We start from the raw sequence: 22,620 nt of genomic DNA, 5'->3' as shown, positions 1-22,620 counted from the left end.
GGCAAGACCATCTCCGACGTGCTCGACATGAGCGTCGAGGAGGCCTACGAGTTCTTCGAGTCCTCGAGCCAGATCCGCCGCCGCCTCAAATTGCTGCAGGACGTCGGGCTTGATTACATGAAACTCGGCCAACCCTCGACGACGCTCTCGGGCGGGGAGGCCCAGCGAATCAAGCTCGCGGAAGAACTCGGCAAGAAGGATTCCGGGGAGACGCTGTACCTGCTCGACGAGCCGACGACCGGCCTGCACTCGGCCGACGAGCGCAAACTCGTCGACGTGCTCCACCGGCTGACCGACAACGGCAACACCGTCGCCGTCATCGAACACGAACTCGACCTCGTGAAAAACGCCGATCACATCATCGACCTCGGCCCCGAGGGCGGTGAAGACGGCGGCAACGTCGTCGCCACGGGCACCCCCGAGGACGTGGCCCGACTCGATGACTCCCACACCGGACACTACCTGCGCGACCTGTTGCCCGACGTTGAACTCGACGGACCGCGCGGCGAGCGCGTCGAGCCGGTTTCGGCACCGATGGATGACGACTGAGACGGTCTGCTGTACCGATTTCCCGGCGCTACCCAGGACGGGGCGCAGCTGTGCCGGCACTGACTGCTAGCAGTCCGTCTGATGCCGCGCTCTACGCCGTCTCGTGCACCGCCGCGAAATCCGAACGATTACCGAGGTCGACTACAAAGACGGATGAAGAACGTCGAATGTCGATACTTACGATGAACTCGCTTCGACGGCGACTCGGTATGTGCGGGGTAGTGACGCTTGCGGTCGTCGCCGGATTGTTCGCGCTCGGCGGCCCGACGACGACGATCGATCTGTTTCTGATCGGGTGGCTCGCATTCGGCGGCCTCACACTGCTTGTCGCCGGGCTCCGCGATCGTATCGCGCTCGGCGTTATGACGGTCGGTTGGCCGCGAGTCGCTGCAATCGGACTGGCCGTCCTGTCGGTCGCAGCGAGTTCAGTTGGCTTCCTGCAACTGCTGACTGCGCCGAGCGTCTGGGGAGCGCTCATCGCCTGCCTCGCGCTCGGGACCTCGCTAATTCTCGCGTTCGGGGCGCTCGAGTGCGGGTTGGGCGGAGTGCAACTCGACGAGGAACTGTTTACCGTCGAGTAGCCGGGTCGTGCATGCGAGCGCACCGCGACTCGTTTGAGGATCGAACGCCTACGACAGTGTATGCGTATCGCTATCGCCCTTCGGGATCGGCTTCTCGTCTGTACGAGTGACGCTGCAGCGCAGTCTTCGTCACGGCTCTCGGCCGCGTCGAACGCAGCCACCGCGTCGGAAACGGGCACGCAGAGAACGGTGGCAGAAACGAACGCCAACCGGACGACGACCGCCCGGCTCTCCGGCCACGAACTCCAGTGCGTCGCCGCCTCCCCCGACGCGCCAGACCGACTGTTCGTCGGCACGTTCGAGCGCGGTCTCTTTCGAAGCACGGACGGCGGCGAGACGTTCGACCGACTCGAAACCGACGACGTGTTCGCGAGCGAAGCCGTCATGTCGCTCGCGATGAGCCCGCACGATCCGGCCGTGCTCTACGCCGGTACCGAACCCAGCCGCGTCTACCGTAGCAGGGACGGCGGCGACTCCTGGACTGAACTCGGCGGACTGATCGACCTGCCGTCGGAATCGGAGTGGTACTTCCCGCCGCAACCCCACACGCACCACGTCCGCTGGCTCGAGGTCGATCCGTTCGATCCGGATCGCCTCTACGTTGGCATCGAGGCGGGCGCGTTCGTCTACAGCACCGACGGCGGCGAGACGTGGCACGAGCGACCCGACGGCTCGCGGCTGGATAATCACAGCCTGGCGACGCATCCCGATCGGGAGGGCCGACTCTACGCGGCGGCCGGCGATGGCTACGCCGAAAGCGATGATGGTGGCGAGCACTGGGCCCATCCCCAGGAGGGGCTCGGCCACCGCTACTGCTGGAGCGTCGTCCCGAACCCCGCCGATCCGGACCAAGTGTTGGTTTCGAGCGCGAGCGGCGCGTCGACGGCCCACACCGCCAGCCGCGCCGAGTCGTACGTCTATCGAAAACTGGGTTCCGGCGACGGTGACGGCGGGAACGAATGGGTACGCCTCGACGACCACGACCTTCCGACCGGCGACGGCGTCGTCCGGACCGTCTTCGCGACGACAGGCGACGACGACACCGTCTACGGCGTAAACAATCGAGGGCTGTTCGTCACCGCTGACTTCGGGGACCGATGGGAGCGGGTCGACATCGAGTGGCCGTCGGAAGCCGCCACCCAGACGCCGCAGGGACTGGCAGTGGTCAAAGCGTAGCTACGGCTTTGACGGCCCGCGACCAGCCCGCTATTGCGCCGGTGTTCGAACAGCGACACCAGCGCTCGCGGAGGTCCCAGCAGGATCGCGGCCGTTGTGCCGACTCCGCCGAGGAGGCGTCTTCTGGAGGGCATTCGGTACCCGGTTACACCAGACAGATAACACGTCTTTCCCCCTAGTCGAGAGGTGGAAAACCGAACGCCATCGTCTCCTCGGCCGCCCAGTGCTCGATAAAAGCGACTGCAAGGACCTTATCCAGGGTGGGTCGGCCGAGCGGCAGTCACTGGTCGCTTCGAAATCCTTTTAGGCGCTACACGGGGATAGTAGGGTAACTGAGTGATATCATGGACGTCGACATCATCTCCGAATCGGAGAACCCCATGTTGCACCGGACGGACGTGACGTTCGAACTAACCCACGAGGACGCAACCCCGGAGCGACTCCAGGTTCGTGACAGCCTCGCAGCGAAACTGAACAAGGACGCCGACGAGGTCGTCATCCGCAAACTCGAAACCAAGTTCGGGATGCGAAAGACCGTCGGCGAGGCCAAGGTCTACGACACCGCAGACCACGCCCGCGACGTCGAGCAGGAACACATGCTCGAGCGAAACAAGATCGGCGTCGAGGAAGAGGCCGAGGCAGACGCTGATCCGGAGGAAGCATAAATGGCGCGCTACGAACTCTACGGCGACGACGGCAGCATCGAGGGCGAGCAGTGTCCCCGCTGTGGCGACGTCTTCCTCGCCGACCACGGCGACCGCAAGCACTGTGGCAAGTGCGGCTACACCGAGTGGGCCTAACGACGAGCACCGCTGAGTCGTGAGTCCGAGTTCAGCCCCGCGAGTACTCGGCATCGAAGGCACCGCCTGGGCGGCCAGTGCGGCCGTCTTCGACGCCGAGACCGACGACGTTTTTATCGAAACCGACGCCTACGAGCCGGAAAGCGGCGGGATTCATCCCCGCGAGTCAGCAGAGCACATGCACGACGCGATTCCGGCGGTGGTCGAACGGGCACTCGACCATGCCCGCGAGACGTTCGACGGCCCCGACTCGGAGCCGCCGGTCGACGCCGTCGCCTTCTCCCGCGGTCCCGGGCTCGGCCCCTGTCTGCGAACCGTCGGAACGGCCGCGCGGGCGCTGAGCCAATCGCTTGGCGTCCCACTCGTCGGCGTGAATCACATGGTGGCCCACCTCGAGATCGGCCGCCACACCGCCGACTTCGACTCGCCCGTGTGTCTCAACGCCAGCGGCGCAAACGCCCACCTGCTGGCCTACCGCAACGGCCGCTACCGCGTCCTCGGAGAGACGATGGACACCGGCGTCGGCAACGCGATCGACAAGTTCACCCGCCACGTCGGCTGGTCCCACCCCGGCGGGCCGAAGGTCGAGGCGGCCGCGGAGGACGGCGAGTTCATCGATCTCCCCTACGTCGTCAAGGGAATGGACTTCTCGTTTTCGGGGATCATGAGCGCCGCAAAGCAGCGCTACGACGACGGTGTGGCGGTCGCAGATATCTGCTACTCGCTCCAAGAGACCATCTTCGCCATGCTGACCGAGGTGGCAGAGCGCGCGCTCTCGCTGACCGGCAGCGACGAACTCGTGCTGGGCGGCGGTGTCGGACAGAACGCCCGCCTGCGCGAGATGCTCGCGTCGATGTGCGAGCAGCGCGGAGCCGACTTTCACGCGCCCGAGCCGCGATTCCTGCGGGACAACGCTGGGATGATCGCCGTCCTCGGCGCAAAGATGTACGCGGCCGGCGACACGCTCGCGCTCGAGGATTCGCGGGTCGATCCGAACTTCCGCCCCGATCAGGTACCGGTCACGTGGCGAGGGGGGTCCGAGCGAAGCGAGGACCTCGAAACCGCAAGCGGTGACGGAAGGACCCGCGAGCAGGGCGAGGAACCCGAACTCGCCCCCGGACGCGGCGCTTCTCGCGACGATCAGGTCCGCGGTGCCGAGGCGCTCGTCGACCTCGATCCCGCAACGGGGCGGGTGCGCAAACGCCGCAAGCCGAAGACGTACCGCCACCCGAACCTCGACGACCGTCTCCGCCGCGAGCGGACGACCCTCGAGGCCCGGCTGACGAACCTCGCGCGTCGCGAGGGCGTCCCCACGCCGGTGCTCTCGGATGTCGATTCGCGGGAGGCGCGACTCGAACTCGAGTTCGTCGGCGCGGCTGATCTCCGCGACGAACTCGGTAGCGACCGCGGGGTCGCGTACGTCCGCGATGTCGGCCGCCACCTCGCACGATTGCACGAGGCGGGATTCGTCCACGGCGATCCGACGACGCGAAACGTCAGGGTGAACGCGGATCGGACGTACCTCATCGACTTCGGACTGGGCTATCACACCGACCACGTCGAGGACTACGCGATGGATCTGCACGTCTTCGATCAGAGTCTCGTCGGCACCGCGGACGACCCCGAGCCGCTTCGGGACGCCGTCCGCGAGGGATACCGCGATGTCGGTGACGAACGGGTGCTCGAACGGCTTCGAGATGTCGAGGGTCGGGGACGGTACACCTGAGTTGGGCCGCCTTCGAGCGACCGCATCGAGACTGTTCGTGACCGGTGCCGGCCTGGTCGACACCGGGGCCCGACAACTGACTGCCGAGACCCTGGCACTATTGTGGCGACGCCGAGAGTTCCGCAACTGATGACCGCCGACACGGAACCCGACACCGCAGACCCCACCGTCCTGCTCACCGGCTACGAACCCTTCGGCGAGTTCAGCGCGAATCCCGCCTCGCAACTGGCAACGCGACTCGACGGGCTCGACCGCGAGACGTACACGATCGTCGGCCGCGAACTGCCGGTCGTCTTCGATCGCGCGGCGGCCGAACTCACCGCTGCGATCGACGAACACGACCCTGAACTCGTCTGTGCGCTCGGACTGGCCGCCGGCCGGCCCGCGTTGTCGCTCGAACGCGTCGGGATCAATCTCCGCGATACGAGTTCGGCCGGCGTGCCGGACAACGACGAGCGGCGCGTGGTCGACGATCCCGTGGTCGCGGACGGGCCTGGGGCGTATTTTGCGACGCTGCCGCTTCGGGCGATGAAGGCGGCAATGCGGGACGCCGGAGTACCGACGAGGCTGTCGACCGACGCCGGCACGCATCTCTGTAACAATTTGCTGTATACCGCTCGTCACGTTTCGGAGACGGCGGCTACGAACCACGAGTTCGGCGCCGGCTTCGTGCACGTTCCGCTCTCGCACGAACAGGCGGCGGCCCGCGATGAGGGCGAGCCGAGTATGGCACTCGAGACGATGCGGGAGGGAGTCCTCGTGGGACTCGAGGCGGCCTGTAAGCACGTATCTCGTCCTGACGGGCGTGCGCGAGCGGGGGCGGAGTGATCAACGCGCGAGAGAGACCAATTTCCATAATCGAGGCGAGCACACAATACTCTTAATACGGGAGGTCGTACTGGTGGGCATGGCAGACAAACCGACCTCCGGTGAGATTCTCGGAGTACCGTACAACTTCGAACGGCCGAGCATCGGTCGCATGCTCTCGTCGTACTGGCAGCCGGGCGAGGGAATGCTCGTCGAGAAGCCCTTCGGCGTCGGCTACACGCTGAATCTCGCGAACTGGCGCTCGTGGATCGTCGTCGTTGTCGCCGGTGCGCTGCTGTGGCAACAGGAGCAGGGGTCGTCCGCGGACGCCGAAGCGCAGGAAGACGAACCCGTCGAAGTCATCGTCGACGACGATCACTGAGCGGCGAGTTCAGTCGCACACGTCGGTTCTCTCGGTTCTCCGGTGACTATGTAGTGGTAGGGTAGTACTGTCACACCGCTCGTGAGCGGGGCGTCTGTGCGTTCGATTTCGCTCTCACGGTCGTCCCGTTTCGAGGTCTACTCGTGTCGGTTCGAGCGGTCGGTTGCCCGTCAGACACCAGTGTGACCCGCAGCGGGCGCAACCGACGGCTATATTCCCGCGGCGACCGCTGCCTCGAATATGGCCATTCGGTTCGTCACCGGTAACGACGGGAAGGCGCGCGAGGCCCAGTCCTATCTCGAGGGGATCACCACCGTCGAGCAGGTGCCCTACGACTACACGGAAATCCAGAGCGACTCGCTCGAAGCCATCGCGATTCGCGGCGCGGAAGAAGCGTTCGCTGAACTCGAGGGCGGCGGCCCGATTCTGGTCGGCGACACGGGGCTGTTCGTCGACGCGCTCGGGGGCTTCCCGGGGCCGTACTCGGCGTACGTCGAGGACACGGTCGGCGTCGAGCGCCTCTGGCGACTCGTCGAGTCGGAGGACGACCGCAGGGCACGGTTCAAGACGGTTCTCGGGTTCACGGACGGCGATCGGACGGAAACGTTCGAGGGAACGCTTGCCGGGACCATCGTCTCGCCGCGCGGGGACGGCGGCTTCGGCTACGATCCGATCTTCGAGTTCAACGGGCAGACGCTGGCCGAGATGGACGTCGAAGAGAAGAACGCTATTTCACATCGGGGGCGGGCGCTGGCGGCGTTTACGGCGTGGTACGCCGATCAGTAGTCGGGCGGTCGTGTACGCGCCGTCGTCTCGTTTCACGATACCTTCCCGAATGCTCTCTCAGACCTGTCCCCATCAGTCAGTGTCCGCCTGATCGACCCGCCATCCACGTCCCACTCTGGCCCACACCACGTAGGCGACGGCGTACAGCGTGTTCGCCAGAATCCCGCCGAGAAAGGCGTGCATAAGGAAGGCCAGCCGTAACGGAACGAATGCGAAGAGGAGGGCCAACGCACAACAATACAGCAGGATGACGGCCATCCGGCCGTCGATTCCGATCCCTCGGAACCACCGGCCGAGAGACGCCGCGAGCCCCGTGTTGGCCCCCGGTCCGAGTGCGAGGAGGACCGCGACGAATCCGACGCCGACCGCCTGCCACGACAGTGGCCGTCGAAGCGGAACGTTCGTGAGGAGGAGCACGAGGCCGACTCCGATCATGCTGACATCTCCCCACGTCGGGGGTCGATCCGGGAACCACGTCGACAGCCCAACTCGACCGCTCATACGATGATCGTTTACCTAATTGTCAATACTGTTTCTGTTTTCGATCGCACGTCGACTCCTCGCCGAGAACGCGCTACTGAAACCAACGATCGATCCGCACGCGTACTTCTCGAATCGCTCCGCCCACGGACTTCCCGATTTCTCCGTTCGAGGGTTTCAGTTTCGTGCCCACCCTGAACGACGAACTCGTGTTACCGATGGCTGTTATTCCCGCGGGTCGCGGTCCGGCCCCGGATACGAACCGCCTTCGACCGCCGGATAGAGGTTCTCGGGATCGAACACCGTCGCGAAGGCGTCGGGAGTCCGCACGCTGAGCGAGAGTCGCGGCTGCATGGAGAGTCCGGCGGCCGCCGAGTTCAGTGACTCGTCGTAGGAGAGCAGGTGCGCCGCCTCGCCGCGGTAGGCCGAGGCGAGCGCCGGGTGATCGTCGGCGGGGTGGTCGACGGGAACGCGATCGGCTTCGAGGCGCGCCCGATGGTCGGCCGCGAGGTCGGGGTCGGCGAGGGCGGCGACGAGGCGTTCGGTCGCCGCGAGCAGGTGATCGCTCGCGACGAGGTCGATCCAGGAGTGGCGGCGGACGTGATCCAGCGCCCTGCGGGCGTCGCCGTCGAGCAGCAGATCGGCGGCGAGAACCGCGGGATCGGCGGCGATACGGGCGGGGTTCGGCTGCGCGGATGTCTGATCGGGGTCGGAGTCCGGATCGGGATCAGTCATCCCGCTCACCCGAACTCGACGCCGGATGGTCGTCCAGTTCGTCGGCGGTCGTACGGATCCGGTCGAGGTCGACGTCGTAGGTCGCTCCGCGGTCGAAGAGGTCGCCCCAGGTGGTGGTCATCGGCGGTGGTTTGTCCTATCGGGAGAAAAGTCGCCCGGGTTTTCGCGCCCGGTTTCGCGCCGCGTTTGGGGACGATTCATACGGACTGCTGTAAGTCATTTCCGTCGCAACCGCGCCCGTCCTGCGGTTGCGCCGGTAAATCGTTACAGCAGACCGTATCACGCGTAACGCGACAACAGCCAGAACGCGACGGCACCGAGGACGAACGCGACGCCGACGTTCGCCGCGAGGCCGACGATCCCGACGCCGACGACGAGGCAGAGTGCACGGGTGTCCGCGGCGGAGATCGGGTCGAACGCCGCGCGGCCGAGTTCGATCGCGACGACGACGAGCAAGACGCCGAGCAGGGCGACCGGGAACGCGGCCAGCAGCGCGCCGGTCGCGACGAGGGCGAGGGCGACGTATCCCAGGCCGAGCAGGACGTTCGCGCCGGCGGTTCGCGCGCCGAAGGCGTACTTGCCGGCGAGGCCGCCGCTGCCGTGACACATCGGAACGCCGCCGAACGGGATCGCCGCGAGACAGGTGACGCCCATACTCTGTGAGAGCCTGTCGGCGGAGATGTCCCGGTCGTAGAGGTCGCCACAGAGTAGCGCGGTCGCGATAGCTGCATTGCCGACCGTCATCCCGAGTTGGGCGACGGTACCCTCGATCGCCGCGGCGGAGAGCGTCGGCGGACCGGCGGGGAAGAGTTCGGCTGCGGGAACGCGGGGCGTCGGAACGCCGGCGGCGAGGACCGCGGCGACGCCGCCGAGCGCGAGGACGACGAGGACGCTCGACTGCCGGTAGCCCGCGAGGGCGAGCGCGCCGACGACGGCGAGGCCGGCGGCGGCCACGCCGGGCGCGCCGACCGAGAGGTCGACGGCGGCCTCGAACAGGAGCAGGGCGACGGCGAGTTGGACGCCGCGGATCACGGGTTCGCCGACGACGCGCTGGAGGCGGCCGACGAAGCCGAGCGAACCGACGCCGAGCAGGACGACGCCGGCGAGCAGCCCGGCCGCCGCGAGTTCGGCGTAGGAAAGCGACCCGACGATCGCGAGTCCGATCAGCGCTTTCATCGGCTCGACGGAGAGCGGCAAGCCGTAGTACAGCCCCCAGACGATCTGGAAGACGCCGAACCCGACGAGCACGTGGGGCAGCGAGACGGTCGTCGTTGCGGCGAGGGCGACCAGCAGCGGCAGAACGGTAACCGAATCACCTAGCGCACCCGAGAGTTCGCTGGTCGAGAACTCGAGGTCGGACCGAGTCGGCGACGGGAGCGAGTACGCCATTCACACGCTCTTTGGCGGGGATCGGTTTCACTGTTTGCAGAAACCGGTTGCGGTTTCCTGTTCGGCGCGAGTGAACCGTCGGTGGTTACGCCGCGTGTCGGACTCGTGGACGAACGGAAACGGTTCGCGTCGGCAGCGAGAACTCGTCCGGGGCGGGCGTGCACGTCGGCGATCAGTACGCTGAAGGCCGGTCGGCCGGCTGGTTTGCGTATGACCGACCTCGGGAAAATCGACCGCGAGTTCTTCGAGCAACGGATCGCGCCGAACCTGGGTGCGTCTCGGGACGATGTCGTGATCGGGCCGACTCACGGCGTCGATTTCGGCGTGCTGGACGTGGGTGGACGGGCGCTCGTCACGGCGACGGACCCGCTCTCGATCCCGCCGGCGCTCGGCTTCGAGCGCGCGGCCCGGTTCGCGCTCGATCTCGTGCTCGCGGACGTGGCCGTCAGCGGCGTCGCGCCGTCGCACCTCTCGATCTGTTTCACCCTCCCCGAGACGATGGCCGACGACGAGTTCGCGACCGTCTGGGAGACGATCCATGAGGAGTGTCTCGACCTGGGCGTGAGCGTCGTGACGGGGCACACGGCCCGGTACTCCGACCCGTCTCACCCGTGGGTCGGCGCGGCGACCGCGATGGGCGTCGGCGAGCACGACGCGGTCGTCCGTCCCGACGGCGCGCGCGTCGGCGATCGGCTCCTCCTGACGACCGGACCGGCCGTGGAGGCGGTCGGCCTCCTCAGCACCCTCTTCGGCGACCAGTTGGATCTCCCAGAGAAGGTGATCGCCGACGCGCGGGACCGCCTTGACGAGGTCTACGCGGTCAGGGACGCGCTTACGGCGGCCGCGGCGGGACCGGTCACCGCGATGCACGACGTGACCGAGGGCGGGCTCGCGGGCGCGCTGAACGAGATGGCGGCGGGTGCCGACGCCCGATTCGTGGTCGACCGGGAGGCGGTGCCGGTGCGCCCCGGCGTCTCCGAGGTCTGCGAACTCCTCGAACTCGATCCCTGGGCGATGACCAGCTGCGGCTCGCTCGTCGTCGCGGTCGACCCGGACGGCGTCGACGCGGTGCGAACGGCGCTCGAAGACCGAGGGACCGTCGTCGCGGACATCGGCCGCGTCGAATCGGGGACCGGGGTCGCGGTCGATGGCGAACGACTCGCGCATCCGCGCACCGATCCGTCGTGGGCGGCCTACGCGGAGCTTGCAAGTGAGTAGCACAGACTGAACCGCTTCCGAGTCGTCGAGCCGACCGATGACGTCTCACTCCATCCGTCCACCGAGTTCATCGATCCGGCCGGGTTTCGGACCACTATCGATTTGTATAACCAGCGAATACCCCCGGCTATGAGAACTCCAGCACCCGACGGTCGCCCCGTCGCGCTGACGATCGCGGGCAGCGACTCCGGCGGCGGGGCCGGCATCCAGGCCGACCTCGCGACGATGACCGCCCACGGCGTCTTCGGCACGTCGGCGATCACCGCCGTCACCGCCCAGCACACCCGCGGCGTCGAGCGCTCGTTCGCCCTCCCCGCCGAGGAGGTCGACGCCCAGATCGGGGCGGTCGCCGGCGACTTCGACGTCGGTGCCGCGAAAACGGGCATGCTCGCGACGACCGAACTCGTCGAGACCGTCGCCGAGCGCGCGAGTTCGTTCGCGTTCCCGCTGGTCGTCGACCCCGTGATGGTCGCGACCTCGGGGGATCGGTTACTCGAACCCGAGGCCGAACGGGCCTACGAGGACCTCTTATCGGAAGCGACGCTCGCGACGCCGAACGCGGACGAAGCCGAGGTGCTGACGGACATCGCGGTGACGGGCGAGGAGAGCGCCCGCGAGGCCGGCGAGAGGATTCGCGAACTCGGCGTCGACGCGGCGCTCGTCAAGGGCGGACACGTTCCCGGCGAGACTGTTCGAGACGTGCTCGTCACCGACGCGGGCACCACGACGTTCGAACACCCGCGCATCGACACGACGGCGACCCACGGCTCCGGCTGTGCGCTGTCGGCGGCGATCGCAGCCCGCCTGGCGACGGGGGACGACCTCGAGACGGCCGTCGGCGGCTCGACCGATTTTCTCGTTCGGGCGGTGCGCTACGCCTACGACGTCGGAGAGGGCGACGGAGCGGTCAACCACGCCGTCGAATTGCGAAACGCGGCCGCCCGGGAGGCGACGAGCGAGGAAGTGCAAACCATCGTCGACCGACTCGTCGACGCCTCCGTCTCCGAACTCGTCCCGGAGGTCGGGATGAACGTCGTCGGGGCGACCCCCTACGCCGAAGCGGTCGACGAGACGGCCGCCGTCGAGGGCCGAATCACGCGCACGCTGTCGGGAATCCAGCCCAACCGCGGCGTTCGGTTCGGCGCATCGAGCCACGTCGCCCGCTTTCTCCTCGCCGCCCGCGAGTTCAGCCCCGACCTCCGGTTCGCCGTCAACTGCCGGTTCGGCGCGGACGTGGAGGCGGCGCTCGACGAACTCGGCTGGGAGCGCGCCGAGTACGACCGCGCCGACGAGCCGACGGCCGACGAGGAGGGCGAGACGATGGGGTGGGGCGCGCGGCAGGCGTTCGGCGACCGAGAGGAACCGCCGGCGGCCGTGATCGACCGCGGGGCGGTCGGCAAGGAGGCGGTGACGAAACTGCTCGCGGACGATCCCGCGACCCTCGCCGAGCGCGTCGTCACGCTCGGTTCGGAGGTGCGCCGATGAGCGCACCCGGCGCCGCGGTCGAGACGGCGACCGAACTCGACGTCGGCGTTATCCTCCCCCAGTACGGGACCGAGATCGACGCGGTCCGCGAGACGGCGATTCGGGCCGAATCGCTCGGCTACGACGCGGTCTGGCTCGAGGACCACTTCCAGTCGTGGATCGGCGACCCGCGTCGCGGGGCCCACGAGTGCTGGACGACGCTCAGCGCCGTCGCCGAGGCGACCGAGCGAATCCGCGTCGGCACGCTCGTCACGAGCCAGTCCTACCGGCAGCCCGCGCTGCTGGCGAAGATGGCGGCGACGGTCGACCGGATCAGCGACGGCCGACTCGACCTCGGCCTGGGCGGGGGCTGGTACGGTGACGAGTACGACCGGTTCGGCTACGAGTTCAGGGAGCCGCCGGCAGAGCGGCTCCGGCGGCTCGCCGAGACGGTCGAGATTCTACGGGGGCTGTGGACCGCGGAGCGCTACAGCCACGAGGGCGAGCATCTCGATATCGAACTCGAGGGCGCGTTCTGCGAGCCGCGGCCGGTTCAGGACCCGCACCCGCCGATCTGGATCGGGGGCGGCGGCGAGGAGTTCACCCTCCGGTACACGGCCGAGCTGGCCGACGGCTGGAACTTCGGGACCCTCTCGCCCGAGGGATTTCGGGAGAAACTCGACGTACTGCGAGGCCATTGCGAGGACGACGCGCGGTACGACGAGATCCGCAAGTCCGCCGAACTGTTCGTCTTCGTCGGCGAGACGACTGCGGATGCGGAACGCAAGCGAACAGCGTTCGCGGACGAGTTCCTCCCTGACGAGCCGAGCGAGCCCCGGGAGTTCTTCCTCTCCGGCTACGTCGAGACGGCACCGACGGGGACGCCGGCGGAGATCCGCGAGCGCCTCGATGCGTACGTCGACGCCGGAATCGAGACGGTCATGCTGGCGGTGCCGGACGCGGCGGCCGCCGAGGACGAGAGCCTGTCGCTGCTGGCCGACGAACTGCTCGCGTGAGTCCGCGGTCCGGACGCCTCGCTGCGGTCCGCAAGACTACCGGAAACCGAACGCTCATTCTCCGGGCGGACGATAGCACTGCGCATGGTCGAGAGTCCATTCGACGTCGAGATTCGTGTCGGCGAGGTACTGGAGGCCGAACCGTTCCCCGAGGCGAACAAACCGAAGATGACCAAACTGTGGATCACCCTCGGCGAGGACCACGGCGAGATTCAGTCCGCAGCACAACTCGATCACCACTACGAGCCGTCCGAACTCGAGGGCCGGCGGGTGCTGTGTGCGACGAACTTGGGCTCGGTGCGGATCGCGGGGTTCAAATCCGAGGCGCTGACCGTCGGCGTCCCCGACGAGGACGAGTTCCCGGTGCTGGTCGAACCGGATCGGGATGTGGATGTCCCGCTCGGCGGGTCGCTGTATTAACTCGACACCGATCCCGTCTCGGGTACTGATCGGGCTGTTCGGGTCGTTTTCCGGTGAACTTTTCACCGAAAACGTATTTGAAAGTGGGAAATTTTTCGATCCGAGTTCGTTCCTTCGAAGAGAGCGTGTTCCCAGTCAATGAAGGAACGTAGCGGCCGGTCAGTTCCCCCAAGATCAGTCGACGGTGGAACAGTCAAATGATCTCCAGATACTGAGTGCAGCTCCACTGTCTCCTCGTGCATCACCAATATATACCCGCACCTGAACACATTCCTGATCGTACGCAGCGAAATCAAGAGTTACGGCATCTTCCTTGGATTGATCACCTCGCCACGTGTGTAAAATATACGAACCTGGCTCTGTCGGATAGCCCTCAAACGCTACTCCGCTCCACTTACCGTCTCCTAATCCAGTCGATTCATCCGCAGCTGACGGGATTTCGACCGCCCTCTCGTATACCGCCTCACCGCTCTCAGTTATTTCAACAGAGAGACTATACGCGTCAGATTCATGATTGATCGCCTGAAGTTGCATCAAACGGGTATCTACTGTGGAACTCTCGCGGCCGGAACAACCAGCGAGTACCATAGGGAGACCACCGCCCATCAACAGTAGAGTTTGCCGCCGCGTACGGAGGGACATACGAGTGAAACTCGTAGATGTTACATATATTTTCCTAAATGAATTGGTTTGGGAAAGACGATACTAACCGTTAGAAGGGGCGGTCACGGTTGTGGACGAGAGAGGAGAGGCGAGATTCTTTGGGGAGTGATTCGGGCGCTATCCCGGGTGGGCGTTTCCGGTCAGTTCCGCTCGAAGAGATCTCGTCCACTCGACAGGTGTCCTGCGTTCGGTTTCGATCACTTCCACTACGGATCCCGCAGGGTTTTTGTGATGGAAAGCCAGGCTCCGAGTATGACAGAGGCGACGGGCATCGTCGGCGAGTTCTTCTCGCTCAAGGAGGGCACCGACGCGGAGCTGTTGGCGATGCAGTGTGGGGATTTCTACGAGTTCTTCGGCGAGGACGCGGAGACCGTCAGCGACGAACTCGATCTCAAGGTCTCCCAGAAGTCCTCGCACGGCTCGTCCTATCCGATGGCCGGCGTGCCGTTAGACGATCTAACGCCGTATCTCAAGGCCTTAGTCGAGCGCGGCTACCGGGTCGCCGTCGCCGACCAGTACGAAACCGAATCGGGCCACGCGCGCGAGATCCAGCGGGTCGTCACGCCAGGGACGTTGCTCGAGACGAGCGACGCCGACGCGCAGTACCTCGCGGCGGTGGTCGACGGCGGCTCCGGCTCCGATCCGCGCTACGGCCTCGCCTTCGCCGACGTGACGACGGGGCGCTTTCTCGTCGCCGAGGCCGCGGACACCGACGCCGCGCTGACCGAACTCTACCGGTTCGATCCCGTCGAGGTGCTGCCCGGCCCCGACAGCCGGACGGACGACGACCTGTTGGGGACGGTCCGCGAGCGCATCGACGCGGCGCTGACGCTTCACGAGACGGAGGCCTTCGCCCCGAAGCGCGCCGCACACGCCGTTCGCGAGCAGTTCGGCCGCGAGACCGTCGAGCGCCTGTCGGTCGGCCCCGAAGCGACGGCCGCCGCGGGTGCGATTCTCGCCTACGTCGAGGAGACCGGGGCCGGCGTGCTCGCGTCGATGACGCGCATTCAGGCCCACCACGGCGACGATCACGTCACCCTCGACGCGACGACTCAGCGCAACCTCGAGCTCACCGAAACCATGCAGGGCGAGCGCGAGGGCTCGCTGTTCGCGACGATCGACCACACCGAAACCAGCGCCGGCGGCCGGCTGTTGAAGGAGTGGCTCCAGCGCCCGCGTCGCGCGCTCGAGACGCTGGAGCAACGCCAGGAGAGCGTCGCGGCGCTCTCGTCGGCGGCGCTCGAACGCGACGAGATCCAGGATACCCTCGACGAGGCCTACGACCTCGCGCGCCTGGCGTCGAAGGCGACCCACGGCAGCGCGGACGCGCGGGACCTCCTCGCGGTTCGAGAAACCCTCGCCGTGCTCCCGGCGCTCGCGGAGACCATCGACTCGACGCCGAATCTCGCGGACTCGCCGCTGGCCGGCATCATCGACCGGCCGGACCGCGCCGCCGCAGCGGACCTTCGGGAAGCGCTCGAAGACGCCATCGCCGACGACCCACCTTCGACGGTAACCCAAGGCGAACTCCTCCAGTACGGCTACGACGACGACTTAGACGAGGTCATCGACCGCCACGAGGAGGTAAAGCAGTGGCTCGACACGCTCGACGAACGCGAGAAGCGCCAGCACGGCCTCTCGCACGTGACCGTCGACCGGAACAAGACCGACGGCTACTACATCCAGGTCGGCAAATCCGCCGCCGACGGCGTCCCCGACCACTACGAGCAGGTCAAGACCCTCAAGAACTCGAAGCGGTTCACCACCGACGACCTGGAGGAAAAAGAACGCGAGATCCTCCGGCTCGAGGAGCAACGCGGCGAACTCGAGTACGACCTCTTCGAAGCGCTTCGCGACGACGTAGCCGAGCGAGCTGAACTCTTACAGGACGTCGGCCGCGCCCTCGCGGCGGTCGACGCGCTGGCGAGTCTCGCGACCCACGCCGCGGAGAACCGGTGGGTCAAGCCCGGTCTGCACCGCGGCGACGCGCTCGACATCGATCAGGGCCGCCATCCCGTCGTCGAACAGACCACCGAGTTCGTCCCGAACGATGTTCGGCTGGACGGCGAGGACCGGGGCTTCCTCGTGGTCACCGGCCCCAATATGTCCGGGAAGTCGACGTACATGCGACAGGTCGCCTGCATCGTCCTGCTCGCCCAGATCGGGAGCTTCGTCCCGGCGAAGGAAGCCGAGATCGGTCTCGTCGACGGCATCTTCACCCGCGTCGGCGCGCTCGACGAACTCGCACAGGGCCGCTCGACGTTCATGGTCGAGATGAGCGAACTCTCGAACATCCTCCATACGGCGACCGAGGAATCGCTCGTCGTCCTGGACGAGGTCGGGCGCGGAACCGCGACCTACGACGGCATCTCGATCGCCTGGGCGGCCACCGAGTACCTGCACAACGAGGTCGCAGCCAAGACGCTATTTGCGACACACTACCACGAACTCACCGGCCTCGCGGAGAACCTCCCGCGGGTTGCCAACGTCCACGTCGCCGCGGATGAGCGCGACGGCGACGTAACCTTCTTACGAGCCGTGCGTGACGGCCCCACGGACAGATCCTACGGCATCCACGTCGCCGACCTCGCCGGCGTTCCCGGTCCCGTCGTCGACCGCGCACGGGACGTTCTCACGCGTCTCCGCGAGGAGAAGGCCATCGAAGCCAAAGGCGGCGACGCCGGCGAGCCGGTCCAGACGGTGTTCGACGTCGGCAGCGGGCAGTTCCGCGGCCCGGCGAACGCCGACGGTGGTGAGACGAGTACCACGGGTCAAACGGCAGAAGACCATCGGTCCTCCGGAAGTGAGCGAGCCGGCGGTTCGCGATCCTCGTCCGAGGCCTCCGACGGCGCGCCGACCGATACCGCAGAGTCCGACGACATCGACCCCGAGACCGAAGCCGTCCTCGACGACCTCGAAGAACTCGACGTGAACGCGACGCCGCCGGTCGAACTGATCACGAAGGTTCAGGAGTGGCAGGAAAAACTATCTGAGTGATGCTCGACGGGAGGGCGCACAAATCCATCCATTGTACGGTTTTCTATCGGATACGTTTCCATCGGTAACTCTATAGGCGGCTGCGGCATCCAGTAGCACGATGCACGAACCAGACTACGACATCGCGGGCGAGACCGCCATCGTCACGGGTGCGAGTCAGGGAATCGGGAAATCGATCGCTGAGACGCTCGCCGCGAGCGGGGCGAACGTCGCGATCTGCTCGCGCTCGATCGACCGCGTCGGACCGGTCGCGGAGGACATCAACGAGGCCGAGGACGTGCCGGGAGAGGCCCTCGCCGTCGAGTGCAACGTCCGCGAGCGCGAGCAGGTCCAGTCGTTCGTCGACGAAACCGTCGAAGCGTTCGGCGACATCGACGTACTCGTCAACAACGCCGGCGGCGAGTTCGTCGCGAACTTCGAGGACATCTCGGAGAACGGGTGGAAGACCATCGTCGACCTCAACCTCCACAGTACCGTCCACTGCACCCAACTGGCCGGCGAGGTCATGCGCGAGGGCGACGGCGGGTCGATCGTCAACCTCTCGTCGGTCAACGGCCAGCACGCCGCACCGGGCGAGAGCCACTACGGGGCCTCGAAGGCGGCGGTCATCCGGTTGACGGAGACGCTGGCGACCGAGTGGGCCGGCGACGGCATCCGCGTCAACTGCATCGCACCGGGATTGATTCAGACGCCCGGCGTCGCCGAGACGCTCGGCATTCAAAGCGAGGACATGCCCTCGCGCGAGAAGACCGAGCGCCGGATCGGCCACGCCGAGGAAATCGCGGACGCCGTCCAGTTCCTCGTCAGTCCGGCCGCGTCGTTCATCACCGGCGAGACGCTCACCGCGAAGGGCGTTCCACGCGCCGGGAACTCGATGTCGCAGGACCTCGGACTGGAGTAGGCCGCTTCGAGACCGCCCGCGGTCGACTTCCGCGCTTGCACCGACACAAGACGTTTTGTCGACAGCCCCGGAAGACAGGGTATGCCAACTACCCTCACTGCAGCGCTGTCCGGAATCACCTGTCCGCTCGTGACGCCGTTCGACGAAAGCGGCGACGTCGACGGCGACGCGTTCGGCGACCTCGTCGAGTTCACCGTTGACGGCGGTATCGACGGAATCTTCCCTTGCGGAACGACGGGCGAGTTCGCGAGTCTCTCCCCGGCCGAACGCCGACGCGTAACTGAACTCGCGGTCGACCATGCCGGCGGCGAGGTCCCCGTTCTCGCGGGGACGGCCGCGACGAGCGTTGCCGAAGCCGTCGCGGCGATCGATGACGCCGCCGCGGTCGGCGCGGACGCGGCGGTCGTCACGCCGCCGTACTTCCACGCCGCGAACGACCCGGCGGGCAATCGACGGTTCTTCGAGGCCGTCGCCGACGAGTCGCCGCTGCCGCTGCTGTTGTACAACATCCCGTCCTGTACCGGTCGGGGACTCGCGCCGGAGACGATCGAAGCGCTGGCGGCCCGCGAGGACGTGATCGGACTGAAGGACTCGAGCGGCGACCTCGAGTTCGTCCGCGATGCGATACGGCGGACGCCAGCGGAGTTCCGCGTGGTGCAGGGCTACGATGCGTTGCTCGTCCCGGCGCTTCGGACGGGGGCCGACGGCGGGGTGAACGCGCTCGCGAACGTCGTTCCTTCGGTCTACGCCGAAGTGGTAGAACGGGCCGACGACGAGCGCGGCGGCGAGTTGCAGGCGGCCGTGTCTCGCCTGTTCGACGCCTGCGGCGAGTACGGGTTCGCGCCGGCGACGAAGACGGCGCTTACCGTCCGCGGGGTGATTCCGACGGACACGGTTCGCCCGCCGCTGGTCGAGGTGCCGCCGGCGGGCCGGACGGCGATCGAGAACAGCCTCGAGGAGCTGCTGTCGCTGCGCGCGGAGGGGAGCGAGGATCTCGTCTGACTTTCGTCGTTCGTCGGGGGTGCGGAACCGCAATTCTGACCACCCTCGAGCACCAGTAGGTACTGTACACCGACCGATCGGAACGACGGGGCGACCGACGAGTTCACGACGCCGCTCGGGGTCGTTCCGCGTTCGGGAATCACCATCACCACCCCATCCATCACCATGAGCGACACACAACCGCCACGAGACGAGACGGACATCCGCCGGCTCGACGACGATACCGTCGCCCGCATCGCCGCCGGCGAGGTCGTCGAGCGGCCCGCAAGCGCCGTCAAAGAACTCGTCGAGAACAGCCTGGACGCCGACGCCTCGACCATCGACGTGACCGTCGACGCCGGCGGCACCGAACTCGTCCGCGTCGCCGACGACGGCCGCGGCATGTCCGAGGCCGACGTTCGGGCGGCCGTCCGAGAACACACGACCAGCAAGATCGACGGGCTCGGCGACATCGAATCCGGCGTCACCACCCTCGGCTTCCGCGGCGAGGCCCTCCACACCATCGGCTCCGTCTCGCGGCTCACCATCCGGTCGCGCCCGCAGGACGGTGACGACGCCGGCACTGAACTCGTCTACGAGGGCGGCGACGTCGAGTCGGTCGAACCCGCGGGTTGTCCGACGGGAACGACCGTCGAAGTCGCGGACCTGTTCTACAACACGCCCGCCCGCCGGAAGTTCCTCAAGACGACCGCGACCGAGTTCGCCCACGTCAACCGGATCGTCACGCGCTACGCGCTCGCCAACCCGGACGTGGCCGTCTCGCTGACCCACGACGGCCGCGAGGTCTTCTCGACGACGGGGCAGGGCGACCTCCAGGCGGCCGTCCTCGCCGTCTACGGGCGCGAGGTCGCCGCCGCGATGATCCCCGTCGAAGCCGAGGGCGACGAACTCCCGCCGGGACCGCTGGAGGGGGTCTCCGGGCTCGTCTCGCATCCCGAGACCAACCGCGCGAGTCGGGAGTACCTCGCGACGTACGTCAACGACCGCGCCGTCACGGCGGATGCGGTCCGCGAGGGGATCATGGGGGCCTACGGGACGCAACTGGGTAGCGATCGGTACCCGTTCGTCGTCCTCTTTCACGACGCCCCCGGCGAGGCCGTCGACGTGAACGTTCACCCCCGAAAGCGCGAGGTGCGCTTCGACGACGACGATGCGGTCCGCCGGCAGGTCGATGCGGCGGTCGAGAGCGCGCTGCTCGATCACGGCCTGCTGCGCTCGCGGGCACCGCGTGGCCGATCCGCGCCGAGCGAGGCGCGAGTGACGCCCGACCGGCAAACGCCCGAGCGGGAGAAAGGCGGGCGGGAACCGGATCCGAGTTCAGCTAGCGACGACAGCGCGACTGGGAGCGAGTCAAGCGGTGGATCCGCACCCGACGATTCCGAGAGCCGGACCGAGGCGACGCCGACGGGGACCGCGCCCGACGACACCGAACGGGGCGGCTTCGAGTCAGCGGCCGAACGGCGAGAAGCTGATTCGGCGGGCGCTCGGGGATCGGCGGAAACCGATTCCGCCGACCGCGCGGCGGGGCAAAAGCCGGGGCGGAAGCCGGATGACGGCAGTCCCGCGTCGGCCGACGCGGCAGGAACACCGTCGACCGCGGGACCGGATTCGAACGCGTCGGCACGGCAGAACTCGAACGCGTCCCCGGCGCGGACCGATTCCGACGCCGATGCGGGGGGCCCAGCGCACGGCCGACGAGCGCTCGATCCCGAACGCAAGTTCGACGCCGCGACCGAACAACGGACGCTCGCGGGCGACGCCGCGACGGGTGCGGGCGACGACCACGAGTTCAGTTCGCTTCCGCCGCTGCGGGTGCTCGGGCAGTACAGCGACACCTACCTCGTCTGTGAGACCGACGACGGCCTGGTGCTGATCGACCAGCACGCCGCCGACGAGCGGGTGAACTACGAGCGCCTGCAAGCGGCCGTCGCCGAGGACCCGTCCGCCCAGGCGCTCGCCTCGCCGGTCGAACTCGAACTGACCGCGGCCGAGGCCGAGGCGTTCGCGGCCTATCGCGACGCGCTCGCGCAACTCGGGTTCTACGCCGACCGGGTCGACGACCGCACGGTCGCCGTGACCACCGTTCCCGCGGTGTTCGAGGAGACGCTGGACCCGGATCGGTTCCGGGACGTGCTCGCCTCGTTCGTCGAGGGCGACCGCGAGGCGGGTGCCGAGACGGTCGACGCGCTGGCCGACGAGTTCCTCGGCGACCTGGCGTGTTACCCGTCGATCACGGGCAACACCTCGCTGACCGAGGGCTCGGTCGTCGACCTGCTCGCCGAACTCGACGACTGCGAGAACCCCTACGCCTGCCCGCACGGGCGGCCGGTGATCGTCCAGTTCGACGAGGGCGAAATCGAGGACCGATTCGAGCGGGACTACCCGGGCCACGGTGGCTGACGTGGTCCGCGAACTCGACGGCGCGAACGCCGGTGGTCAATTCCTGCGAACCGCGCTCACACTGGCGGTTCTCGAGCACGAGCCCGTTCGCATCACGAACGTTCGCGGCGACCGCTCGACGCCCGGGCTTCGACACCAGCACCTGGCGGTCCTCGAAACGCTCGCCGAACTCGCGTCTGCCGACGTGTCGGGTGCCGAACTCGGCGCGGAGACGGTCGAGTTCAGCCCGGGCAGAGCGCGACTCGCAGGCGGCGACTACGCCGTCGACATCGGTACCGCCGGCAGCGTGGCGCTGCTGTTCGATGCCGTCCTCCCGCTCGCGACCGAACTCGAGTCGCCGCTGTCGCTGACGGCAACCGGCGGGACGGACGTGGCGTGGTCGCCGCCGCTCGACTATTTTCGGCGCGTGAAGCTCCCGCTGCTCCGGCAGTTCGGCCTCGCGGCGGCCTGCGAGTGGAGTCGACGCGGCTTCTACCCGGACGGCGGCGGGCGAGCGACGCTCCGTCTCGCGCCCTCGACGCTCGAACCGATCGAGTTGACCGATCGTACACGGCCGACCGCGATCCGCGTGCACTCGACGGAAGCCGCCGCGCTGTCGGATCGAAACGTCGCGCATCGGCAGGCCGAAGGCGCACTCGAGCGACTCGACGCGCGCGACTGCGAACTCGTCGAGCGATCCGAGACGACGGCGGCCAGCGACTCTCCCGGATCGGCGGTCGTGCTTGTGCTTCGGATCGACGACGGCGAGCGGGACAGCGAGGAGAGCGGGGGTGCGCTCGCCGGGTTCGGCGCTCTCGGCGAGCGCGGCGTGCCGGCCGAGCGCGTCGGCGAGAACGCGGCGGACGCTGCGAACCGGTTTCTCGACGGCACGGCCCCCGTCGACCGACACATGGCGGACCAGTTGCTCGTCTTTCTCTCGATAGCCGGCGGGCGCGTTCGCGTTCCCGCCGCCACCGACCACGTCGAGACGAGTTGTGCCCTCCTCGAATCGTTCGGCGTTCCGGTCGAGAAGCGCCCCGAGAACGACGCGGTCGTCATCGCGGTCGACCCAGTCGCACCCGAAGCGGACGCAGACACCTGAGCGCGCTGTCACGCGGCCACGTGACACCGGAACAACTTATACCGGGA

At 67.4% G+C, this 22,620-nt stretch carries 22 protein-coding genes; 18 read left to right on the top strand and 4 right to left on the bottom strand.

Features of this window, described 5'->3' with window-relative positions; translation table 11 throughout:
- The 9 genes from C481_RS04980 to rdgB form a co-directional block, all read left to right on the top strand.
- On the top strand, positions 1-549 hold a 549-nt coding region (locus C481_RS04980), incomplete at its 5' end, for an ATP-binding cassette domain-containing protein (RefSeq protein WP_006107999.1).
- A 167-nt stretch (positions 550-716) separates the two neighbouring features.
- On the top strand, positions 717-1,130 hold the full coding sequence (locus C481_RS04975; RefSeq protein ID WP_049904440.1) for a hypothetical protein: 414 nt from the start codon (positions 717-719) through the stop codon (positions 1,128-1,130).
- A gap of 60 nt (positions 1,131-1,190) precedes the next feature.
- Positions 1,191-2,306 carry a WD40/YVTN/BNR-like repeat-containing protein gene (locus C481_RS04970; protein ID WP_006107997.1) on the top strand — a complete coding sequence of 372 codons (1,116 nt, stop codon included), beginning with the start codon at positions 1,191-1,193 and terminating at the stop codon, positions 2,304-2,306.
- Between the two features lie 344 nt (positions 2,307-2,650).
- A complete protein-coding gene (locus C481_RS04965; RefSeq protein ID WP_006107995.1) occupies positions 2,651-2,971 on the top strand; it encodes a 30S ribosomal protein S24e in 321 nt (106 codons plus the stop codon).
- The gene (locus C481_RS04960) at positions 2,972-3,106 is read left to right on the top strand and encodes a 30S ribosomal protein S27ae (protein ID WP_006107993.1); all 135 of its coding nucleotides are present in this window, start codon (positions 2,972-2,974) and stop codon (positions 3,104-3,106) included.
- A 19-nt stretch (positions 3,107-3,125) separates the two neighbouring features.
- Positions 3,126-4,832 (top strand): bifunctional N(6)-L-threonylcarbamoyladenine synthase/serine/threonine protein kinase, encoded by a 1,707-nt coding sequence (locus tag C481_RS04955; protein WP_006107992.1) that lies wholly within the window; start codon positions 3,126-3,128, stop codon positions 4,830-4,832.
- Positions 4,833-4,961: 129 nt separating this feature from the next.
- Positions 4,962-5,660, top strand: coding sequence for a pyroglutamyl-peptidase I (gene pcp, locus C481_RS04950; protein WP_006107990.1), 699 nt, complete (start codon positions 4,962-4,964; stop codon positions 5,658-5,660).
- 79 nt (positions 5,661-5,739) lie between these two features.
- Entirely contained in the window at positions 5,740-6,021 is a 282-nt protein-coding gene (locus C481_RS04945) for a DUF5808 domain-containing protein (RefSeq protein ID WP_006107988.1), read from the top strand.
- Between the two features lie 240 nt (positions 6,022-6,261).
- Positions 6,262-6,807, top strand: a complete 546-nt coding sequence (rdgB, locus tag C481_RS04940; RefSeq protein ID WP_006107986.1) for an RdgB/HAM1 family non-canonical purine NTP pyrophosphatase — start codon at positions 6,262-6,264, stop codon at positions 6,805-6,807.
- A 72-nt stretch (positions 6,808-6,879) separates the two neighbouring features.
- Here rdgB and C481_RS04935 read toward each other — a convergent pair whose 3' ends face one another.
- From C481_RS04935 to C481_RS04925, 4 genes are all read right to left on the bottom strand, one after another.
- On the bottom strand, positions 6,880-7,308 hold the full coding sequence (locus C481_RS04935) for a hypothetical protein (RefSeq protein ID WP_006107984.1): 429 nt from the start codon (positions 7,306-7,308) through the stop codon (positions 6,880-6,882).
- 204 nt (positions 7,309-7,512) lie between these two features.
- Complete coding sequence (locus C481_RS04930) at positions 7,513-8,022, bottom strand: DUF7384 family protein (protein ID WP_006107983.1); 510 nt, start codon at positions 8,020-8,022, stop codon at positions 7,513-7,515.
- Positions 8,015-8,143 (bottom strand): hypothetical protein, encoded by a 129-nt coding sequence (locus C481_RS22910; protein WP_275040055.1) that lies wholly within the window; start codon positions 8,141-8,143, stop codon positions 8,015-8,017. Before C481_RS22910 ends, C481_RS04930 begins: the two co-directional genes overlap by 8 nt.
- A gap of 158 nt (positions 8,144-8,301) precedes the next feature.
- Complete coding sequence (locus tag C481_RS04925) at positions 8,302-9,411, bottom strand: putative sulfate/molybdate transporter (protein ID WP_006107981.1); 1,110 nt, start codon at positions 9,409-9,411, stop codon at positions 8,302-8,304.
- Positions 9,412-9,621: 210 nt separating this feature from the next.
- Between C481_RS04925 and C481_RS04920 the strand changes: the two genes are divergently transcribed.
- The 9 genes from C481_RS04920 to rtcA all read left to right on the top strand — a co-directional run bounded on the left by C481_RS04920 (position 9,622) and on the right by rtcA (position 22,573).
- On the top strand, positions 9,622-10,629 hold the full coding sequence (locus tag C481_RS04920) for an AIR synthase family protein (RefSeq protein ID WP_006107979.1): 1,008 nt from the start codon (positions 9,622-9,624) through the stop codon (positions 10,627-10,629).
- Between the two features lie 129 nt (positions 10,630-10,758).
- Positions 10,759-12,114 carry a bifunctional hydroxymethylpyrimidine kinase/phosphomethylpyrimidine kinase gene (gene thiD, locus C481_RS04915; RefSeq protein ID WP_006107977.1) on the top strand — a complete coding sequence of 452 codons (1,356 nt, stop codon included), beginning with the start codon at positions 10,759-10,761 and terminating at the stop codon, positions 12,112-12,114.
- Positions 12,111-13,109, top strand: coding sequence for an LLM class flavin-dependent oxidoreductase (locus tag C481_RS04910; RefSeq protein ID WP_006107976.1), 999 nt, complete (start codon positions 12,111-12,113; stop codon positions 13,107-13,109). Before thiD ends, C481_RS04910 begins: the two co-directional genes overlap by 4 nt.
- Positions 13,110-13,193: 84 nt before the next feature.
- Positions 13,194-13,529: a tRNA-binding domain-containing protein gene (locus tag C481_RS04905; RefSeq protein ID WP_006107975.1), complete on the top strand. Its 336-nt coding sequence runs from the start codon at positions 13,194-13,196 to the stop codon at positions 13,527-13,529.
- A 915-nt stretch (positions 13,530-14,444) separates the two neighbouring features.
- On the top strand, positions 14,445-17,189 hold the full coding sequence (mutS, locus tag C481_RS04900; protein ID WP_006107974.1) for a DNA mismatch repair protein MutS: 2,745 nt from the start codon (positions 14,445-14,447) through the stop codon (positions 17,187-17,189).
- A 100-nt stretch (positions 17,190-17,289) separates the two neighbouring features.
- The gene (locus tag C481_RS04895) at positions 17,290-18,090 is read left to right on the top strand and encodes an SDR family NAD(P)-dependent oxidoreductase (protein WP_006107972.1); all 801 of its coding nucleotides are present in this window, start codon (positions 17,290-17,292) and stop codon (positions 18,088-18,090) included.
- Between the two features lie 81 nt (positions 18,091-18,171).
- Positions 18,172-19,092: a dihydrodipicolinate synthase family protein gene (locus C481_RS04890; protein WP_006107971.1), complete on the top strand. Its 921-nt coding sequence runs from the start codon at positions 18,172-18,174 to the stop codon at positions 19,090-19,092.
- A gap of 165 nt (positions 19,093-19,257) precedes the next feature.
- Positions 19,258-21,492 (top strand): DNA mismatch repair endonuclease MutL, encoded by a 2,235-nt coding sequence (mutL, locus tag C481_RS04885; protein WP_006107969.1) that lies wholly within the window; start codon positions 19,258-19,260, stop codon positions 21,490-21,492.
- Entirely contained in the window at positions 21,485-22,573 is a 1,089-nt protein-coding gene (gene rtcA, locus C481_RS04880; protein WP_006107968.1) for an RNA 3'-terminal phosphate cyclase, read from the top strand. The genes mutL and rtcA overlap by 8 nt, the downstream gene beginning before the upstream one ends.
- Positions 22,574-22,620 lie beyond the last annotated feature (47 nt).

This window comes from Natrialba asiatica DSM 12278, from assembly GCF_000337555.1.
GTDB lineage: Archaea > Halobacteriota > Halobacteria > Halobacteriales > Natrialbaceae > Natrialba > Natrialba asiatica.
The sequence above is the reverse complement of the archived record's forward strand: the minus strand, read 5'-3'. Positions and strand labels throughout refer to the sequence as shown.

Bases quoted from the DNA above. Each gene is read 5' to 3' on its own strand.
- mutS (WP_006107974.1), top strand. From the start codon at position 14,445: ATGACAGAGGCGACGGGCATCGTCGGCGAGTTCTTCTCGCTCAAGGAG.
- pcp (WP_006107990.1), top strand. From the start codon at position 4,962: ATGACCGCCGACACGGAACCCGACACCGCAGACCCCACCGTCCTGCTC.
- C481_RS04925 (WP_006107981.1), bottom strand. From the start codon at position 9,411: ATGGCGTACTCGCTCCCGTCGCCGACTCGGTCCGACCTCGAGTTCTCG.
- C481_RS04905 (WP_006107975.1), top strand. From the start codon at position 13,194: ATGGTCGAGAGTCCATTCGACGTCGAGATTCGTGTCGGCGAGGTACTG.
- C481_RS04970 (WP_006107997.1), top strand. From the start codon at position 1,191: ATGCGTATCGCTATCGCCCTTCGGGATCGGCTTCTCGTCTGTACGAGT.
- C481_RS22910 (WP_275040055.1), bottom strand. From the start codon at position 8,143: ATGACCACCACCTGGGGCGACCTCTTCGACCGCGGAGCGACCTACGAC.
- C481_RS04910 (WP_006107976.1), top strand. From the start codon at position 12,111: ATGAGCGCACCCGGCGCCGCGGTCGAGACGGCGACCGAACTCGACGTC.
- C481_RS04975 (WP_049904440.1), top strand. From the start codon at position 717: ATGTCGATACTTACGATGAACTCGCTTCGACGGCGACTCGGTATGTGC.
- C481_RS04895 (WP_006107972.1), top strand. From the start codon at position 17,290: ATGCACGAACCAGACTACGACATCGCGGGCGAGACCGCCATCGTCACG.
- rdgB (WP_006107986.1), top strand. From the start codon at position 6,262: ATGGCCATTCGGTTCGTCACCGGTAACGACGGGAAGGCGCGCGAGGCC.
- C481_RS04945 (WP_006107988.1), top strand. From the start codon at position 5,740: ATGGCAGACAAACCGACCTCCGGTGAGATTCTCGGAGTACCGTACAAC.
- C481_RS04935 (WP_006107984.1), bottom strand. From the start codon at position 7,308: ATGAGCGGTCGAGTTGGGCTGTCGACGTGGTTCCCGGATCGACCCCCG.
- C481_RS04930 (WP_006107983.1), bottom strand. From the start codon at position 8,022: ATGACTGATCCCGATCCGGACTCCGACCCCGATCAGACATCCGCGCAG.
- thiD (WP_006107977.1), top strand. From the start codon at position 10,759: ATGAGAACTCCAGCACCCGACGGTCGCCCCGTCGCGCTGACGATCGCG.
- C481_RS04965 (WP_006107995.1), top strand. From the start codon at position 2,651: ATGGACGTCGACATCATCTCCGAATCGGAGAACCCCATGTTGCACCGG.
- mutL (WP_006107969.1), top strand. From the start codon at position 19,258: ATGAGCGACACACAACCGCCACGAGACGAGACGGACATCCGCCGGCTC.
- C481_RS04920 (WP_006107979.1), top strand. From the start codon at position 9,622: ATGACCGACCTCGGGAAAATCGACCGCGAGTTCTTCGAGCAACGGATC.
- C481_RS04960 (WP_006107993.1), top strand. From the start codon at position 2,972: ATGGCGCGCTACGAACTCTACGGCGACGACGGCAGCATCGAGGGCGAG.
- C481_RS04890 (WP_006107971.1), top strand. From the start codon at position 18,172: ATGCCAACTACCCTCACTGCAGCGCTGTCCGGAATCACCTGTCCGCTC.